14 protein-coding genes are annotated in these 17,178 nt (G+C 75.8%); 4 read left to right on the forward strand and 10 right to left on the reverse strand.

Going from position 1 to position 17,178, the window contains the following annotated elements; translation table 11 throughout:
• On the forward strand, positions 1-351 hold a 351-nt coding region (locus EJA20_RS08350), incomplete at its 5' end, for a DUF4439 domain-containing protein (RefSeq protein WP_129337698.1).
• A gap of 145 nt (positions 352-496) precedes the next feature.
• Here the strand turns inward: EJA20_RS08350 and EJA20_RS08355 are convergent.
• Positions 497-2,293, reverse strand: a complete 1,797-nt coding sequence (locus EJA20_RS08355; protein WP_129337699.1) for a proline--tRNA ligase — start codon at positions 2,291-2,293, stop codon at positions 497-499.
• A 74-nt stretch (positions 2,294-2,367) separates the two neighbouring features.
• Here EJA20_RS08355 and EJA20_RS08360 point away from each other — a divergent pair, with 74 nt between their 5' ends.
• Entirely contained in the window at positions 2,368-3,258 is an 891-nt protein-coding gene (locus tag EJA20_RS08360) for an Fpg/Nei family DNA glycosylase (RefSeq protein WP_129337700.1), read from the forward strand.
• A 34-nt stretch (positions 3,259-3,292) separates the two neighbouring features.
• Here the strand turns inward: EJA20_RS08360 and EJA20_RS08365 are convergent, their stop codons facing one another.
• The 3 genes from EJA20_RS08365 to EJA20_RS08375 form a co-directional block, all read right to left on the reverse strand.
• Positions 3,293-4,183 (reverse strand): GNAT family N-acetyltransferase, encoded by an 891-nt coding sequence (locus tag EJA20_RS08365; RefSeq protein WP_129337701.1) that lies wholly within the window; start codon positions 4,181-4,183, stop codon positions 3,293-3,295.
• A gap of 65 nt (positions 4,184-4,248) precedes the next feature.
• A complete protein-coding gene (gene ispG, locus EJA20_RS08370) occupies positions 4,249-5,403 on the reverse strand; it encodes a flavodoxin-dependent (E)-4-hydroxy-3-methylbut-2-enyl-diphosphate synthase (protein WP_129337702.1) in 1,155 nt (384 codons plus the stop codon).
• 67 nt (positions 5,404-5,470) lie between these two features.
• Positions 5,471-6,751 carry a M50 family metallopeptidase gene (locus EJA20_RS08375; RefSeq protein WP_129337703.1) on the reverse strand — a complete coding sequence of 427 codons (1,281 nt, stop codon included), beginning with the start codon at positions 6,749-6,751 and terminating at the stop codon, positions 5,471-5,473.
• Between the two features lie 177 nt (positions 6,752-6,928).
• On the opposite strand from EJA20_RS08375, the gene gabT reads away from it, so the two are divergent.
• Both gabT and EJA20_RS08385 read left to right on the forward strand, forming a co-directional pair.
• On the forward strand, positions 6,929-8,296 hold the full coding sequence (gene gabT / locus EJA20_RS08380) for a 4-aminobutyrate--2-oxoglutarate transaminase (protein ID WP_205687420.1): 1,368 nt from the start codon (positions 6,929-6,931) through the stop codon (positions 8,294-8,296).
• Positions 8,293-9,729 (forward strand): transaminase, encoded by a 1,437-nt coding sequence (locus EJA20_RS08385; RefSeq protein WP_129337704.1) that lies wholly within the window; start codon positions 8,293-8,295, stop codon positions 9,727-9,729. The genes gabT and EJA20_RS08385 overlap by 4 nt, the downstream gene beginning before the upstream one ends.
• A gap of 70 nt (positions 9,730-9,799) precedes the next feature.
• Here EJA20_RS08385 and EJA20_RS08390 read toward each other — a convergent pair whose 3' ends face one another.
• The 6 genes from EJA20_RS08390 to EJA20_RS08415 all read right to left on the reverse strand — a co-directional run bounded on the left by EJA20_RS08390 (position 9,800) and on the right by EJA20_RS08415 (position 17,028).
• Complete coding sequence (locus EJA20_RS08390; RefSeq protein ID WP_129337705.1) at positions 9,800-11,086, reverse strand: saccharopine dehydrogenase family protein; 1,287 nt, start codon at positions 11,084-11,086, stop codon at positions 9,800-9,802.
• A 63-nt stretch (positions 11,087-11,149) separates the two neighbouring features.
• Complete coding sequence (locus EJA20_RS08395) at positions 11,150-11,953, reverse strand: ABC transporter permease (RefSeq protein ID WP_129337741.1); 804 nt, start codon at positions 11,951-11,953, stop codon at positions 11,150-11,152.
• A gap of 65 nt (positions 11,954-12,018) precedes the next feature.
• On the reverse strand, positions 12,019-12,954 hold the full coding sequence (locus EJA20_RS08400; RefSeq protein ID WP_129337706.1) for an ABC transporter permease: 936 nt from the start codon (positions 12,952-12,954) through the stop codon (positions 12,019-12,021).
• Complete coding sequence (locus tag EJA20_RS08405) at positions 12,951-14,078, reverse strand: ABC transporter ATP-binding protein (RefSeq protein WP_240675223.1); 1,128 nt, start codon at positions 14,076-14,078, stop codon at positions 12,951-12,953. Before EJA20_RS08405 ends, EJA20_RS08400 begins: the two co-directional genes overlap by 4 nt.
• Before the next feature lie 2 nt (positions 14,079-14,080).
• Positions 14,081-15,346, reverse strand: a complete 1,266-nt coding sequence (locus tag EJA20_RS08410) for an ABC transporter substrate-binding protein (RefSeq protein WP_129337707.1) — start codon at positions 15,344-15,346, stop codon at positions 14,081-14,083.
• A gap of 203 nt (positions 15,347-15,549) precedes the next feature.
• Complete coding sequence (locus tag EJA20_RS08415) at positions 15,550-17,028, reverse strand: gamma-aminobutyraldehyde dehydrogenase (RefSeq protein ID WP_129337708.1); 1,479 nt, start codon at positions 17,026-17,028, stop codon at positions 15,550-15,552.
• Positions 17,029-17,178: the final 150 nt, after the last annotated feature.

The following is a 17,178-nucleotide window of genomic DNA, read 5'->3' on the forward strand; positions in this document are numbered from 1 at the left end:
CGCCACCGCGAGGCCGCCGAGGACCTCGCGCAGGCGGCGGGCCTGGCGGGCACGGACCGGGACCCGCGGCCGGCCTCCTACGCGCTCCCGGGCGGCCTCGCCGACCCCGCGGTGGCGGTCGCGACGGCGCGGGACCTCGAGACGGCGGTCGCCGGCGCCCACGCGGCCGCGCTCGGCCGCGCCCCGGACGCCACCGCGCGGCCGGGTCTGCTCGAGGGCTTCCGCACCGCCGCGGACGCCGCCGCCGGCTGGGGCGCGACACCCGTGGCGTTCCCGGGGCGCCCCGACCTCGACGCCGTGGTCGCCGCCGCGGCGGCCGCCCGCGCCGACGCCCCCGCGGGCACGCCGTAGCCCTGACCGGGTCCGCACGTCCCGCCACCGGGGAGCACCAGGACCAGGACCAGGACCGGGACCGGCACCGCGATCGGGCACCGGCACCGGGTCCCGTCGGGTCGCCGCCACGAAGACGACGACGGCCGGCACCCAGGCCGGTCCCTCAGCCCGCGAGCAGCTCCCGCACCACGCCGGCGACGTGCTCGACGACCGCGTCCACGGCCACCTGCTCCGCCGGCGCCCCGCCCGTCCGCCGGCGCACCTCGACGACGCCTTCGGCCAGACCCCGCCCCACGACGACCACCAGCGGCACGCCGAAGAGCTCCGCGTCGGCGAACTTCACGCCGGGCGAGACCTTCGGCCGGTCGTCGAGCAGCACCTCGACGCCCTGCGCGTCGAGTGCACCCGCGATCCTCTCGGCCTCGGTGAGGACGGCCGCGTCCTTGCCCGTCGCGACGACGTGCACGTGCGCGGGTGCGACGTGGGCCGGCCAGGCCAGCCCCTTCTCGTCGTGGTTGGTCTCGGCCAGGGCCGCGACGGCGCGGGTGACGCCGATGCCGTAGGAGCCCATCGTCACCGTGACGGCCTTGCCGTTCTGGTCGAGGACGGACAGGCCCAGCGCCTCGGCGTACTTGCGGCCGAGCTGGAAGATGTGGCCGATCTCGATGCCGCGCGCCAGCTCGAGGGGGCCGGAGCCGTCGGGGGCGGGGTCGCCCGCGCGCACCTCCGCCGCCTCGACGGTGCCGTCGGCGGCGAAGTCCCTCCCCGCGACGAGGTCGAGCACGTGCTTCCCGGGGGCGTCGGCCCCCGTGACCCAGCGCGTGCCGGGCGCGACCCGGGGGTCGAGCAGGTAGCGGACGGCCGTGCGCTCGGCGCCCTCCGCCACGGGCGGGTTCGGCCCCAGCGCGCCCGGCCCGATGTAGCCCTTGACGAGCTCGGGGTGGGCGGCGAAGTCGGCCTCGCCGGCGGCCTCGACCTCCGCGGGGGCGACCGCCGCCTCGAGGCGCTTGAGGTCGACCTCGCGGTCGCCGGGCAGCCCCACGACGAGCACCTCCCGCCCACCCGTGGGGTGCACGAGGGCGAGCACGACGTTCTTGAGGGTGTCGGCCGCCGTCCAGGCGCGGTCGGGGCGCGGGAACCGCTCGTTGACGAGGGCGACGAGGCTGTCGATCGTCGGCGTGCCGGGCGTGTCCTCCACGTGCGCCGCGGGCGCGTCCGACCAGTCGAGCGGCTCGGGCGCCGGCGTCGTGACGGCCTCGACGTTCGCCGCGTAGCCGCCGGCGGAGCGGACGAACGTGTCCTCCCCGATGGGCAGCGGGCACAGGAACTCCTCCGACCGCGAGCCGCCCATGGCGCCCGAGGTGGCGGCCACGACGACGTGCTCGAGCCCGAGGCGGTCGAAGATCCGCGTGTACGCCCGGCGCTGGGCCTCGTAGGACGCGGCGAGGCCGGCGTCGTCGACGTCGAAGGAGTAGGCGTCCTTCATGACGAACTCGCGCCCGCGCAGCAGGCCGGCCCGGGGGCGCGCCTCGTCGCGGTACTTCGTCTGGATCTGGAAGAGCGTGAGCGGCAGGTCCTTGTACGAGGAGTACAGGTCCTTCACCAGGAGGGTGAACATCTCCTCGTGCGTCGGCGCGAGCAGGTAGTCCCCGCCCTTGCGGTCCCGGAGGCGGAAGAGGTTCGGCCCGTACTCCGTCCACCGGCCCGTCGCCTCGTAGGGCTCCCGCGGCAGCAGCGCCGGGAAGTGCACCTCCTGCGCGCCGGCGGCGGCCATCTCCTCGCGCACGACGGCCTCGACCTTCGCCAGCACGCGCAGGCCGAGCGGGAGCCACGTGTAGATCCCGGGGGCGGCGCGGCGGATGTAGCCCGCGCGCACGAGCAGCCGGTGGCTGGCGACCTCGGCGTCGGCGGGGTCCTCCCGCAGGGTGCGGACGAACAGCGTGGACAGGCGCAGGAGCATGGCGCCGAGCCTAACGGCGGCGTGCCGCGCGCCCGGCGGCGGCACCCGGGCGACGGGTGCGCCACGATGGGGCCATGCCGGAGCTGCCCGAGGTCGAGGCGCTCGCGCAGTTCCTGCGCGGGCGCGCCGTCGGCCGGACCGTCGCAGGCGTCGGGGTGGGCGCGCTCAACGCGCTGAAGACCTTCGCGCCGCCGCCCGACGCGCTCGTCGGCCGGACCGTCGTCGACGTCGTCCGGCACGGCAAGTGGCTCGACCTCGTCGCCGCGGCCGACGGCGAGAGGGACCTGCACCTCGTCTGGCACCTCGCGCGCGCGGGCTGGCTGCGCTGGTCCGAGAAGCTGCCCGGCACCCCCGTCCGCCCGGGCCGCTCCCCCATCGCCTTCCGGCTGGGGCTCGACGACGGCGCCGGGTTCGACCTCACCGAGGCGGGCACGCGCAAGCGGCTCGCGGTGCACCTCGTGGCGGACCCGCGAGAGATCACGCCCATCGCGACGCTGGGCGTCGAGCCCCTCTCGCCCGAGTTCACCCCCGAGCGGCTGGCGGCCCTCATGGCGCAGCGCAACCAGCAGGTGAAGGGCCTCCTGCGCGACCAGTCGACGATCGCGGGGATCGGCAACGCCTACTCCGACGAGATCCTCCACGCCGCCCGGACGAGCCCCTTCGCCCCGACGAAGGGCTTCGACGCGGAGCGCACGGCGCGGCTGCACGCGGCGACGACGTCGGTCCTCGCGGAGGCCGTGGCGGCCGCGGCGGGCCGGCCCGCCGCCGAGCTCAAGGACGCCAAGCGCCGCGGCATGCGCGTGCACGGGCGCACGGGCGAGCCCTGCCCCGGCTGGGACGGCGTGCCCTGCGGCGACACCGTGCACGAGGTGTCGTTCGCCGACCGCAGCCTGCAGTACTGCCCCACCTGCCAGACGAACGGCCAGCCCCTGGCCGACCGGCGGCTCTCGCGCCTGCTGCGCTGACCCGGCGCCCCGGGCGGGCCCGGCGGCGGGACCGTCAGAACAGGACGGTCGCGTAGGTGCCGACCTGCCGGAAGCCCACGCGCTCGTAGGCCGCCAGCGCACGGGTGTTGTAGCCGTTGACGTAGAGGGAGACGGTGGGCGCGAGGCGCTCGCGCGCGAGCCGCACCACCGCCGCCATGCCGGGCTCGGACAGCCCGCGGCCGCGGTCGACCGGGTCGACCCACACGCCCTGCACCTGGGCCACGCCCCCACCGACGGCGCCGACCTCGGCCTTGAAGACGACCCGCGGGGCGCCCGTGCGCGCGTCGGGTGCGGTGCGGACGAACGACCGGCCCCGCTCGATCAGCGAGCGCACCCGCGTCTCGTAGGGCCCGTTCGGGCCGGACGCCGGGGAGTACCCGACCTCCTCGGTGAACATCCGCACGCAGGCCGGCAGCACGACGTCGTACTCGGCGGGCGTCGAGAGGCGCACCGCGGGGTCGGCGGCCACGGCGGGCTCGCCGTCGGCCACCATGGACGGCTGGTCCTCGCGCACCTCCCGCGCACGCCAGTCGCCCTGCAGACGGCTCCAGATCCCCAGCACGTCCCGGGCGGGCCCCACGACGGAGGAGTACCAGCGCCCGTTGCGGCGGGCGAGGTCGGCGAAGGCGTCGAGCGCCTCCGGGTCCGCCTCGCCGGGCACCACCGGCACGAGGTTGGCCCCGACCCAGCAGACCGCGACGAGCCGGTCGTCGCGCATCCAGCCCCACAGCCGCCCGCCCGCCGACCGCAGCCCGCGGGTGGCGGCGTGCTCGAGCCGCGTCGTGGCGAGCACGGAGCCGACCGGGTCCTGGGCGCAGACCGCGAGCGCGGCGCCCACGTGCTCGTCGCCGAGCTCGCGGGCACCGGTGCCGCGCTCCAGCAGGGGCGCGGGCCAGGGCCTCATGGCGGCATCATGCCGCAGCCCCGACCCCTCGGCCCGCCGGCGCGACCGCCCGGCGGCGTGCCGTCTCAGCGGACGCTGACCACCGGCGAGGCGCCCTCGGCGGGCTCCATCGTCTCGGCGATGCGCATCGCCTCCTCGATGAGGGTCTCGACGATCATCGACTCGGGGACGGTCTTGACGACCTCGCCCTTGACGAAGATCTGACCCTTGCCGTTGCCCGACGCGACGCCGAGGTCGGCCTCGCGGGCCTCGCCCGGGCCGTTGACGACGCAGCCCATGACGGCCACGCGCAGCGGCACCTCCATGCCCTCGAGCCCGGCGGTCACCCGCTCGGCGAGGGAGTAGACGTCCACCTGGGCGCGTCCGCAGGAGGGGCAGGACACGATCTCGAGCTTGCGGGGCCGCAGGTTCAGCGACTGGAGGATCTGGATGCCGACCTTGACCTCCTCCACCGGCGGCGCGGAGAGGGAGACGCGGATGGTGTCGCCGATCCCCTTGCTCAGCAGCGCGCCGAAGGCGGTGGCGGACTTGATGGTGCCCTGGAAGGCGGGGCCGGCCTCCGTGACACCCAGGTGCAGGGGCCAGTCGCCCCGCTCGGACAGCATCTCGTAGGCGCGCACCATGACGACGGGGTCGTTGTGCTTGACCGAGATCTTGAAGTCGTGGAAGTCGTGCTCCTCGAAGAGGGACGCCTCCCACACGGCGGACTCCACGAGGGCCTCGGGCGTGGCCTTGCCGTACTTGGCCAGGAGGCGCGGGTCGAGGGAGCCGGCGTTGACGCCGATGCGCAGCGACACGCCCGCGTCCCGGGCGGCGCGCGCGATCTCGCCGACCTGGTCGTCGAACTTGCGGATGTTGCCCGGGTTCACGCGCACCGCGGCGCAGCCGGCGTCGATCGCGGCGAAGACGTACTTCGGCTGGAAGTGGATGTCCGCGATGACGGGGATCTGGCTCTTGTGGGCGATGGCCGGCAGGGCGTCCGCGTCGTCCTGGCTCGGCACCGCGACCCGGACGATGTCGCAGCCCGAGGCGGTCAGCTCCGCGATCTGCTGCAGGGTGGCGTTGATGTCCGTGGTCGGCGTCGTCGTCATCGACTGGACGCTGACGGGAGCGTCCCCCCCGACCTCGACCTTGCCCACCTTGATCTTGCGGGTGGGGCGACGAGGGGCCAGCACGGGTACGGGGGCCTCCGGCATGCCGAGGCTGATCGGGGTGCTCACGCCGCCATCATCCCACCGGCCGCGGGCGCGCCGGGCGCGTGCACCAGACCTCCACAGGTGGCCCCTCTCAGCCGAGCCGGACGGGGTTCACCACGTCGGCGTAGAGGACGACGAGCCCCATGCCGCCCATGAGGAGGAACACCCCGTAGGCCACGGGCACCAGGCGCGCCGTGTCGAAGGGCCGCAGGCGCTCCCGCCCGCGCACCCGGGCGAGCCGACGGGACGCGCCCTCCCACAGCGCGGCGACGACGTGCCCGCCGTCGAGCGGCGGCAGGGGCAGCAGGTTGAAGACGAACAGGGCGATGTTCAGGCCCGCGAGCAGCTCCAGCAGGGACGCGACCTCGAGGGCGGCGCCGGCGTCCGCCGCGGCGATCTCCCCGCCGAAGCGGGTGATGCCGACCGGCCCGACGATGCTCGTGAGGTCCCGCTCCTGCCCCGTGAACGTCCGCTCGGCGAGGTCGACGAACCGCGCGGGCAGCGTCGCGACCACCTCCGCCGTCCCCCAGGTCCGCTCCGCCAGCAGGCCCGGCACCGCCAGGGGCGAGACGCGCTCCGTCACGGTCGCGGCCGAGACGCCGAGGTAGCCGACGGTCGCGGTGCTCGTCGTGCCGTCCTCGGCGAGCACGGGGCGCTCGGCCACGGCGGGCGTGACGTCGAGGGTCACCCGCGCCCCGTCGCGCTCGACGACGAGGGGCACGTCGGCGCGCCCGCCGGCCTCGCGGATGAGCGCCGACAGGGCGTCCCAGGAGTCGACGGGCGTCCCGTCGAAGGCCACGACGCGGTCGCCCGCGCGCAGGCCGGCCTCGGCGGCGGGGCCGGGCGGGTCCTCGGCGGTGCAGGCGGTGGCGTCGGCGGGCAGGACGCAGTCCGCCACGGACGCCACCGTCGTCGACGCGGCCGGCACGCCGATGCCCACGTACACGACCGTGAGCAGCACGGCCGCGATGAGCAGGTTCATCACCGGCCCGCCGAGCATGACGACGAGCTTCTTCGGCGTCGACAGGCGGTAGAAGGCCCGGTGGTCCTCCCCGGGGTGGATCTCCTCGGCCGAGGCCGCGCGCGCGTCGGCGGCCAGCCGCGACCACGCGGAGCGCACCGGCGGGTCGCCGACGGCCTGCGCGGTCGGGTACATCCCGACGAGGCGCACGTACCCGCCCGCGGGGATCGCCTTGACGCCGTACTCGGTCTCGCCGCGGGTGCGGCTCCACAGCGTGGGTCCGAACCCGACCATGTACTGGCTCACCCGGACGCCGAAGCGCTTCGCGGGCACCATGTGCCCGACCTCGTGCAGCGCGATGGACGCGAGCAGCACGACGACCACCACCACGACCCCGACGAGGTAGTCCATCGCCCGCGCCCTCCGTCCGCGCCGCCCGGTGCCGACGCACGTCGCCGGCCGCCCCCGGGGCGGCGGCGGACCATTCTCCCCCGCCGTGCCTGGACGCGACCTGGGAGCAGCGCCCCCGCGACGGTTTCCGTCGCGCGAGGCCTCCCGCGCGGGCGCTCTCGTCGGTACCGTGCCCGGGTGACCACCGTGACCGGCACCCGTGCACCCCTCGCCCCGCACCGCCTGCTGCGGACGGAGGTGCCCGGCCCGGCCTCCCGGGCGCTGGCGGAGCGCCGCGCCCGCGTGGTGCCGCCGGGCGTGGGGTCGGCGATGCCGGTGTACGCCGCGCGCGCCCAGGGCGCGCTCGTGGAGGACGTGGACGGCAACGTCTTCGTCGACCTCGGCTCCGGGATCGCCGTGACGTCCGTGGGCGTGAGCCACCCCGAGGTCGTCGCCGCCGTCGCCGCGCAGGCGGCGGACCTCACGCACACGTGCTTCATGGTCACGCCCTACGAGCCCTACGTGGCCGTGTGCGAGGCGCTGGCGCGGCTCACCCCCGGCGACCACGCCAAGCGGTCCGTCCTGGTGAGCACGGGGGCCGAGGCCGTGGAGAACGCCGTGAAGATCGCCCGCCGCGCGACGGGCCGCGACGCCGTGCTCGTCCTCGACCACGCCTACCACGGCCGCACGAACCTCACGATGGCCATGACCGCGCGCGCGATGCCCTACAAGACCGGCTTCGGCCCCTTCGCCGGCGAGGTCTACCGGGTCCCGGCGTCCTACCCGCTGCGCGACCCCGCCGGCATGACGGGCGAGAGGGCCGCGGCGCGCCTCGTCGACGTGGCGCAGCGGCAGGTCGGGGCGGACCGGGTCGCGGCGCTCGTCGCCGAGCCCGTGCTCGGCGAGGGCGGGTTCGTCGTGCCGGCGCCGGGCTTCTGGCCCGCGCTGGCGCGGTGGTGCCGGGACAACGGCATCGTCCTCGTGGCCGACGAGGTGCAGACGGGCTTCGCCCGCACGGGCGCGATGTTCGCCGCGGAGCACGAGGGCGTCGTCCCCGACCTCGTCACCACGGCGAAGGGGATCGCCGGGGGCCTGCCGCTGGCCGCCGTCACGGGCCGTGCCGAGCTCATGGACGCCGTCCACCCCGGGGGTCTGGGCGGCACCTTCGGCGGCAACCCGGTCGCGTGCGCGGCCGCCCTCGCCGCGATCGAGGTCTACGAGCGCGACGACCTGGCGGCGGCCGCGCGCCGCATCGAGCGCCGGGTGCGGGCACGCCTGGAGCCGCTCGTCGGCCGGGTGCCGGCGGTGGCCGAGGTGCGCGGCCGGGGCGCGATGCTCGCCCTGGAGCTCGTGCGCCCCGGCGGGCTGGAGCCCGACCGCGCCGAGGCGGCCCGGGTGGCGGCCGCGTGCGCCGCGGCGGGCGTCCTCGTGCTCACCTGCGGCACCTGGGGCAACGTCGTGCGCCTCCTGCCGCCGCTCGTCATCGAGGACGCGCTGCTCGACGACGCCCTCGACGTCCTCGTCGCGGTCCTCACGGGCGCGGACGTCCCCGGGGCCGCCGCGTGAGCGCGGGCACGTCCCTCCCCGCCGGCCCGGGCGCGCACCCGGGTCCTCCGCGCCGCGGGCCGGTCGCCGCCGTCGACCGCGACCGGCTCGCGGCGCTCACCCGGGAGGGGACGGAGGCGTACGTCGCCGCGCACCCGCGCTGCGCGGACGCGCACCGGGCCGCCCGGGAGCACCTCACCTACGGCGTGCCCATGAGCTGGATGGCGAAGTGGCCCGGGCCGTTCCCGCTGCACGTCGCCGAGGCCTCCGGCGCCCGGTTCCGCTGCCTCGACGGCACCGAGCACGTCGACCTCTGCCTGGGCGACACCGGCGCCATGTGCGGGCACGCGCCCGCGCGGACGGTCGCGGCCGTCGTCGCGCAGGCCGGCCGCGGCATGACGGCCATGCTGCCCACGCCGGACGCCGCGGTCGTCGCCGCGGAGCTGACGGCCCGGTTCGGCGCCGGACCGTCCCGCGTGGCCCGCTGGCAGCTCACCCTCAGCGCGACGGACGCCAACCGGCACGTGCTGCGCTACGCCCGGCACCTGACGGGGCGCGGGCGCGTCGTGGTCATGGACGGCTGCTACCACGGCTCCGTCGACGAGGCCTTCGCGACCCTCGACGCGTCCGGCGCCGTCGTCGCGCGCGCCGGGAACATCGGGGCGCCCGTGCCCCTGGACCGCACGACGCTCGTCGTGCCGTTCAACGACGCCGACGCGCTCGGTGCGGCGCTGGCCACGGGGGACGTCGCGGCCGTGCTCATGGAGCCCGCCCTGACGAACATCGGCATCGTCCTGCCCGAGCCCGGCTACCTCGACGCGGTCCGTCGGCTGACGCGGGCGGCGGGGGCGTGGTTCGTCGTCGACGAGACGCACACGCTGTGCGCCGGGCCCGGCGGGTGCACGGCGGCCTGGGGGCTCGACCCGGACGTCGTCGTCGTCGGCAAGACCATCGGCGGCGGCGTGCCCGTGGCCGCCTTCGGCACCACGCCGGAGATCGCGGTCGAGATCGAGCGGCGTGTCGAGCTCGAGCAGATCGACGTGGGCGGCGTCGGCGGGACCCTCGCGGGCAACGCGCTGTCCACCGCCGCGGCGCGGGCGACGCTGCAGGAGGTGCTCACGCCCGACGCGTTCACCGGCATGGTGGCGCAGGCGACCCGCTGGACGGACGGCGTGCAGGGCGTGCTCGACGCGGTGGGCCTGCCGTGGCACGTGACGCAGCTCGGTGCCCGGGCGGAGTACGCCTTCGCGCCGCAGGCCCCCCGCGACGGGGCGGCCGCCGGCGCCGCCGACGACTTCCCCCTCCAGCAGTACCTGCACCTGCAGGCCCTCGTCCGCGGGGTGCTGCTCACGCCCTTCCACAACATGGCGCTCATGTGCCCGGCGACCTCCGACGCGGACGTCGACCGGCACACGGAGGCCTTCGCCGAGGCGGCCGCCGCCCTCACGGCCTGACCCCGGGGCGGCCACCACCCGGAGGCGGACGCGCGTCCGCCTCGCCGCGCCCCGGCGACGGACGACGGCCTCAGGCCTGCGGCGTGCGCTCCTGGAGCCCCCACGGCGACCCGTACCCCTGCGGCGTCGGCGCCGCCAGCAGCTCGAGGAACGGCACGGCGTCGAAGGCCTCCGGGCCGAGCACGCCCGTCCCCGACCAGACGCCCGTCGCGAGCAGCTCCAGGGCCACGACGGGGTTCACGGCCGTCTGCCACACGACGCACTGGGCGCCGTACTCGGCCATGGACCAGGCGTTGTCGACGACGTGGTGCAGGTAGACCTCGCGCGGGCGGCCGTCCACCCCCGTGCCGGTGACGAGCGTGCCGGCGCAGGTGGCCCCCTCCATCCGCGGCCCGAGGCCCGCGGGGTCGGGCAGGACCGCGGCGACGACGTCCCGGGGCGACACCTCGGCCCCGCGCACGCGCACGGGCGCCGTGGAGTCCAGCCGGAGCCGGTGCAGGGTCCGCAGCACGGAGATGAACTCCTCGCCGAGCCCGTACTTGAAGGTCACGCGCCGGGCGTCCACCCAGCGCGGCACGAGCAGGACCTCCTCGTGCTCCACGTGCACGCACTCGACGGGCCCGACGGGCTCGGGGAAGTCGAAGACCTCGGGCTCGTGGAACGGCGGCACGGTGTACCAGCCGGCGTCGCGGTCGCCCGCCGCCTCGGCGCGGTCCGCCGACCAGATGACCGGGGGGTTGAGGCACTCCTCGATCGTCGTCCAGATGGAGAACGAGGGGGCGAACACGGGCTCGCCGTCCTCGCCCCGGACGACGAGGTTGGCGCCGTCGCGGATGCCGACCTCGTCGATCGCGGAGAAGAGGTGGTCGGCCGCGTAGCGCGCGAAGACGTCGGACAGCCCCGGCTCCACGCCCATGCCGACCAGCGCCAGCCGGCCCGCCTCCCGCCACGCCGGCGCGGCGGCCAGCTGCTCGTCGCCGAGCTTCACGCCGGGCAGCTCGTGCGGGCGCTCGGGGTGCGGGCGCGACAGGGACATGGCCATGTCGAGGTAGTCCGCGCCGCCGGCCCGCGCCCCCTCGAAGACGGGCAGCACGAACCGGGGGTCGACCGCGTTGAGGACGTGCGTGGCCCGGTGCTCCCGGACGGCCGCGGCGACGGCCTCCGCGCTCGAGGCGTCGACCGCCGCGGCGACGAAGCGGTCGGTGCCGACGTCGGCCGCGCGGGCGGCCGCGATGGTGCGCTCCGCCCGCGCCGCGTCGACGTCCGCGACGACCATCGCCTCGAAGAACGTCCGACGGGCCGCGATGCGCGCGACGGCGTCCCCGACGCCGCCGCTGCCGATGACGAGCACCCGCACGGTGCACTCCCTCTCGTGGTGGTGGGTCCCGGGGGCCGACGCGTGCCGGCCGTCCCGGGGGCGTCAGGCCCGGCGTGCCCGCGCCCGCGCGGCCCCCGCCACCTGGACGGCGACGACGAGCACGAGGGCGAGGGCGAACATCGCCGAGCCGATGACGTTGGCCTCCGGCGGGATGCCGCGGGTGGCCGAGACGTAGACGAACTTGGGGAAGGTGTCGTAGGTCCCCGACGTGAAGTTCGTGACGATGAAGTCGTCGAAGCTGAGGCTGAACGAGAGCAGCGCCGCGGCGGCGATGCCGGGCAGCAGCAGCGGGAACGTGACCCGCCAGAACGCGCTCCAGGGACCCGCGTAGAGGTCGGCCGCGGCCTCCTCCAGCGCCGGGTCCAGCGAGGCCACCCGCGCCTTCACCGTCACCACGACGAAGCTCACGCAGAACATCACGTGCGCCGCCACGACGGTCCAGAACCCCAGCGGCACGCGCAGCGACAGGAACTGCGCCAGCAGGGCCGCGCCGAGGACGACCTCGGGCGTCGACATCGGCAGGAAGATGAGCAGGTTCACCAGCGCGCGCCCGCGGAAGCGGAACCGCACGAGGGCGACCGCGAGCAGGGTCCCGAGGGCGGTGGCGAGGACCGTGGCCGTCGCGCCGACGAGGAGCGAGTTCCCGAACGCCCGGCACACCTGCGGCGCCCCGCAGGGGTCCGCCCAGTTGTCGAGGGTGAACCCGCGCCACACGAGGTTCGTCTTGCCGGCGTCGTTGAAGCTGAACGCGACGGTGTAGGCGATGGGCACGAGCAGGTAGAGGAAGGCCAGCCCGGCGAGCACGGGGACGAGCGCGTCGCCCAGCCGCCACGTCCGGCGCCGCACCGGGGCGCCGGGACGGGACGCGCCCGCGGCGAGGCCGGACCGGGGGGTGGTCGTCGTCGTCGCGGTCACAGGAGGTCCTCCGTGCCGGCCCGGCGGACGTAGGCGCCGACGAGCACGAGGATGACGAGCATGAGGACGACGGACAGCGAGGCCGCCGTGGGGTAGTCGAGCACCCGGAAGAACCGGGCGTCGATGACCTGCCCGACCATGGAGGTGTTCGTCGAGTTGCCCAGCAGGCTCGAGTTCACGTAGTCGCCGGAGGCGGGGATGAAGACGAGCAGCGTCCCGGCCACCACCCCGGGCAGCGACAGGGGCAGCGTCACCGTCCGGAAGGTCGTCGCCGGCGAGGCGTACAGGTCCGCCCCGGCCTCGACGAGCCGCGGGTCCAGCCGCTCGAGGCTGGCGTAGATCGGCAGCACCATGAACGGCAGGAAGTTGTAGGTCAGTCCCGACACCACCGCCACGGGCGTCGCGGTGAGCCGCCCGCCCTCGGGGAGCAGGTGGAGCAGCTGCAGGGCCTGCACGACGAACGCGTCGTCGGCGAGGATCTGCCGCCACGCGATCGTGCGCAGGATGAAGGAGGTGAAGAACGGCGCGACGACGAGGACGAGCAGCAGCCCCTGCAGCAGGGGACGGCCCCGCGCCCGCACCGCGATGACGTACGCCATCGGGTACCCGATGAGCAGCGCGGCGAGGGTGGCCAGCAGCGCGAACCCGAAGGACCGCGTCAGCTGCGGCCAGAACGCCGCGAGCGCGTCGGCGTAGTTGGCCACGCGCAGCGCGGGGGCGTACTGCCCGAGCTCCCCGCCCGGCACGGGCGCGTAGAGCGAGGTCGCCAGCAGCGCGACCACCGGCACCACGAAGAGCAGCAGGAGGTAGACCAGGCCCGGCAGGAGCAGCCACAGCCATGCCCGCGACGTCGGCCGCCGCGGCGCGGGGACGACGGCCGCGCCGCCCGCCGCGCCCGCCGGTCCGGCGCCGAGCCCCGCGAGCAGGCTCACGACGCCTCGTCGAGGTCGGTCGTGCCCTCCGCCGCGTCCCGGCCGTCGAGGGCGAACGTGTGCGCCGCCGCCCACGCCAGGCGCACGGGGGCGCCGAGCGGCACCGTCGCGCCGCCGAGGAGGTTCTGGGCGAAGACGCCGAACGTCCCGATGCCGGGCAGCTCCACCTGGTACTGGGTGCTCACGCCGGCGAAGGACACGTCGGTCACCCGCCCCGGCCCCAGGACGTTCTCCCCCGGCCCGGGCTCCTGCCCGGCCACGAGGATCCGCACCTTCTCGGGGCGCACCCCGACGAGCACCGTGCCGCGCGCGGCGACCGCCCGCGCCGCGGGCACGAGAACGCGGTGGCCCGCGACGTCGACGCCGAGCGTCCCGCCGCCCTCCTCCACCACGACCCCCGGCGCGAGGTTGGACTGCCCGAGGAAGTTCGCGACGAACACCGTCCGCGGGTGCTCGTAGAGCTCCGCCGGCGGGCCCATCTGCTCGATCCGCCCGCGGTTCATGACGGCGACGGTGTCGGCCATGGTCATGGCCTCCTCCTGGTCGTGCGTGACGTGCACGAACGTCAGCCCGACCTCCGTCTGGATGTGCCTGAGCTCGATCTGCATCTGCCGCCGCAGCTTGAGGTCGAGGGCGCCGAGCGGCTCGTCGAGCAGGAGCACCGCCGGGCGGTTCACGACCGCGCGGGCGAGCGCGACGCGCTGCTGCTGCCCGCCGGACAGCTGCGCCGGGCGCTGGTCCCCCGCGTGCCCGAGCTCGACGAGCTCCAGCGCCTCGCGCACCCGGCGCTCGACCTCCGGCGTCCGCGTGCGGCGCAGCCCGAACCCGACGTTCTCCGCCACCGACAGGTGGGGGAAGAGCGCGTAGCTCTGGAACACCGTGTTGACCGGACGCCGGTGCGGGCGGGTGCCCGTCACGTCGCTGCCGCCGATGGCGATGGTCCCCGCCGTGGGGTGCTCCAGACCGGCGACCATGCGCAGCGTCGTGGTCTTGCCGCAGCCCGAGGGGCCGAGGAGCGCGAAGAACGACCCCGACGGCACCACGAGGTCGAGCGCGTCGACCGCCGTGAACGGCCCGAAGCGCTTCGTCACCCCCGTGAGCTCGAGGGCACCCGCACCCGCCACCCCTAGGCGCCGATCACCTCGAGGAAGGCGCCGTTCCAGCGCTCCTCCTCCTCGGGCGTCAGCGTCCGGAAGACCTTCACCTGGGACAGCGTGGCCTCGTCGGGGAAGATCAGCGGGTTGTCGACGAGGTCGGGGTCGACCTCCTCCATGGCCTCGCGCGCGCCCTCGACGGGGGTGATGTAGTTGACGTACGCGGCGACCTGCGCGGCGACCGCCGGGTCGTAGTAGTGGTCCATGAGGCGCTCGGCGTTCTCGCGCCGCGTGGAGGTCGACGGCACGAGCAGGTTGTCGCTCCACAAGGTGCCGCCGCCCTCGGGGATCGCGAACCCGAAGCGGTCGTCGTTCTCGAAGTTCAGCGCCGTCACGTCGCCGGACCACCCGATGACCGCCAGGGCGTCCCCCGAGACGAGGTCCTGCGCGTAGGAGTTGCCCCGCACCTGGCGGATCTGCCCGTTGGCGATCTGCTCGCGCAGCACGTCGAGCGCGGCCTCGAACTCCGTGTCGCCCCAGTCCGGGGAGGACACGTCCACGCCCTGCTCGAGCAGGATGAGCCCGATCGTGTCGCGCATCTCCGACAGCACCTCGACGCGGCCCTTGAGCTCGGGCCGCCAGAGGTCGGAGACGGTGGCCAGCCCGCCGGGGACGGCGTCCTTGTCCCAGGCGATGCCGCCGAAGCCGGACTGCCACGTGAGCGAGTGGGTGCGGCCGGGGTCGAAGTCGACGTCCGCGAGGCCGGGCAGGATGTTCGCCGCGTTCGGGACGTTCTCCTTCACGAGCTCCTGGGTCCAGCCCTGGCGGATCCAGCGCGCCGCCATCCAGTCCGTGAGGGTGACGAGGTCGTAGCCGATGTCCTGGCCGTTCGCGAGCTGCCCGCTGACCTTGCCCGTGAAGGTGTCGTTGTCGTCGACGTCCTCGCTGTAGGCCACGTCGATCCCCGAGTCCGCCATGAAGGCGTCGAGGGTCGGGTAGGTGCCGCCGTCCTCGGACTGGTCGAGGTACAGGGTCCAGTTCGCCCACCGCAGGGTGGCGTCGGAGGCGCCGGCGCCGGCCGCGGGGGTCGTGGCGGGCGAGCCCGTCGGGCCGCCGGTCCCGCAGGCGGCCAGGAGCGCCCCCGTGCCGGCCGTCCCCAGCGCACCCAGGAGGAAGGAGCGGCGGGAGACGTCGGCGGCGCGCGGTGGGGTGCGCCGCGCGGCGCGGGCACCCCGGGCGGCGGCGACGAGCGCGGCGACGACGGGGTCCTCACCGGGGGGCAGGGCGCGGCGGGGCATGGCACTCCTCTCGTCGACGACCGCCGGCGGGGCCGGCGGGTGGTGCGGGTGCTGCGGGCGGCCGGTCGCGGCCGCCGGGCGGTGCCGCGCCAGTATGGCGGCGCCACCGCGGCATTTCGTCGCCCGGAAGGGTCGAGGCGACGAAAAACCGTGCTACGTCTGCGTGTCCGCGACGTTTCGCGGTCCGGCCGTGATCGCGGACCTCACGCGTCGAACGCCGACATGACGTGCTTGACCCGCGTGTAGTCCTCGAAGCCGTACATGGACAGGTCCTTGCCGTAGCCCGACTGCTTGAACCCGCCGTGCGGCATCTCGGCGACGAACGGGATGTGCGTGTTGATCCACACGACGCCGAAGTCCAGGTCGCGCGACACCCGCAGGGCCCGCCCGTGGTCCCGCGTCCAGACCGAGCTCGACAGCCCGTAGCGCACGCCGTTCGCCAGGCGCACCGCCTCGGCCTCGTCGGTGAAGCCCTGCACCGTGAGCACGGGGCCGAAGATCTCCTCCTGCACGGCCTCGTCGTCCTGCCGCAGGCCGGACACGACGGTCGGCTCGACGAAGTAGCCGACGTCGCCCTGGCGGTGCCCACCCGTCACCACCTCGGCGTGGTCGGGCAGGCGGTCGAGGAACCCCGTGACCCGCTCGAGCTGCCCCGCGTTGTTCACGGGACCGAAGGCGACGTCCGGGTCGTCGGGGGCGCCGGTGCGCTGGGCGGCGGCCGCCTCGGCGAGGGCGGCCGTGAAGTCGGCGCGGACCCGCTCGTGCACGAGCACGCGCGTGGCGGCGGTGCAGTCCTGGCCGGCGTTGTAGAGGCCGGCGCCGGCGATGCCCTCGGCCGCCGCCGCCACGTCGCAGTCGTCGAAGACGACCACGGGCGCCTTGCCGCCGAGCTCGAGGTGCACGCGCTTGACCGCGTGGGAGGCCGCCTCCGCCACCTGGGACCCGGCGCGCACCGACCCCGTGATGGCGACCATGTCGGGGCGCGGGTGCGAGACGAGCGCCCGCCCGGTGTCGCGGTCGCCGCACACGACGTTGAGGACGCCCGGGGGCAGCACCTGCGCGGCGACCTGCGCGAGCAGCACCGTCGAGGCGGGCGTCGTGTCCGACGGCTTGAGCACCACCGTGTTGCCCGCCGCGAGCGCGGGGGCGATCTTCCAGATCGCCATCATGAGCGGGTAGTTCCAGGGCGTGACCTGGCCGACGACCCCGACGGGCTCGCGCCGCACCCACGAGGTGTGCCCCGCGAGGTACTCCCCCGCCGACCGGCCCTCGAGCACGCGCGCCGCCCCGGCGAAGAACCGCAGCTGGTCCACGCAGGGCGGCACCTCGTCGGTCCGCGCGAGGTGCAGGGGCTTGCCCGTGTCCCGGGACTCGACGGCGACGAACCGCTCCGCGTCGGCCTCGATCGCGTCGGCGAGCCGCAGCAGGGCGAGCTGGCGCTCGGCCGGCGTGGTCCGGCCCCAGGTCGTGGCCGCCTCGGACGCGGCGGCGTACGCCGCGTCGACGTCCTCGGGCCCGCTGAGGGGGGCGTGGGCGTAGACCTCGCCCGTCGACGGGTCGACGACGGGTGTCGTGCGGCCCGACGCGGACGGCCGGGTGCGGCCGCCGACGACGTTGAGCAGGGTCTCCTCCGGCGGACGGGCGCCCGGGCGGGCGTCCTGGGGTGCGGCGGTGGTGCTCACGCGGTCCTCCGGTGCGGGGTGGGGAAGGGGCTGGGGACGGGGCTGGGGACGGCTCGGACGGCTGGGACGGCTCGGTGCGGCGGCGGCGCGCCCGGCGGACCGGGCCCTGCGCGCACGTTAGCGGCCGATCCCGCGCTTGGGGAGGGTGCG

Origin of the sequence: Cellulomonas endophytica (assembly GCF_004123805.1) — a bacterium.
Taxonomy (GTDB): Bacteria; Actinomycetota; Actinomycetes; order Actinomycetales; family Cellulomonadaceae; genus Cellulomonas; species Cellulomonas endophytica.